This window comes from Arhodomonas sp. KWT, assembly GCF_010993615.1.
Genome location: NZ_WNXE01001014.1, coordinates 1 through 590, shown reverse-complemented (window position 1 = coordinate 590; position 590 = coordinate 1). Strand labels below are relative to the sequence as shown.

Here is a 590-nt window from a genome sequence, read left to right as displayed (position 1 = left end):
AGCCCGGCCGTGGAGACGATCCATGTGGCCGTCGCGGTGATCCGCGGCGGGGACGGCCGCGTGCTGATCTCGCGGCGGCCGGATCACCTGCACCAGGGCGGGCTGTGGGAGTTTCCCGGTGGCAAGGTGGAGCCCGGTGAGGCCGTCACCGACGCGTTGGCCCGCGAGATCCGCGAAGAGCTCGGGATCACCGTTGCTCCGCGCCGCCCGCTGATTCGCGTACCCTTCGATTACCCTGGCCGGCGGGTCGAGCTCGACGTGTGGCTCACGGACCCGATGCCCGGCGGGACGCCGCGGGCCCTGGAAGTGGCGGAGTGGCGCTGGGTACCCGCTGCCGGGCTGAGCGCCTATCCTTTCCCTGCCGCCAATGCCCCGATCGTGCGGGCGCTGACCCTGCCCGAGCGCTACGCCATCACCCCCGCGGATGAGCGTGGTGACGCGCTGCTGATCCGCCTCGACCGTGCCCTCGCGTCCGGGCTGGCCCTGGTGCAGTGGCGGCGGACCACGGCGGATGCGGCACTGCTGGGGGAGGCGATCCGGCGTTGCCACGCCGCGGGCGCCCGGCTTCTGGTCAACGGCGGGCCGGACGC

At 73.7% G+C, this 590-nt stretch carries 1 protein-coding gene; it reads left to right on the top strand.

Features of this window, described 5'->3' with window-relative positions; all coding sequences use genetic code 11:
- Nucleotides 1–24: 24 nt before the first annotated feature.
- A partial coding sequence (locus G7A99_RS23875; protein ID WP_163144556.1) for an NUDIX domain-containing protein occupies nt 25–590 on the top strand: 566 nt, incomplete at its 3' end.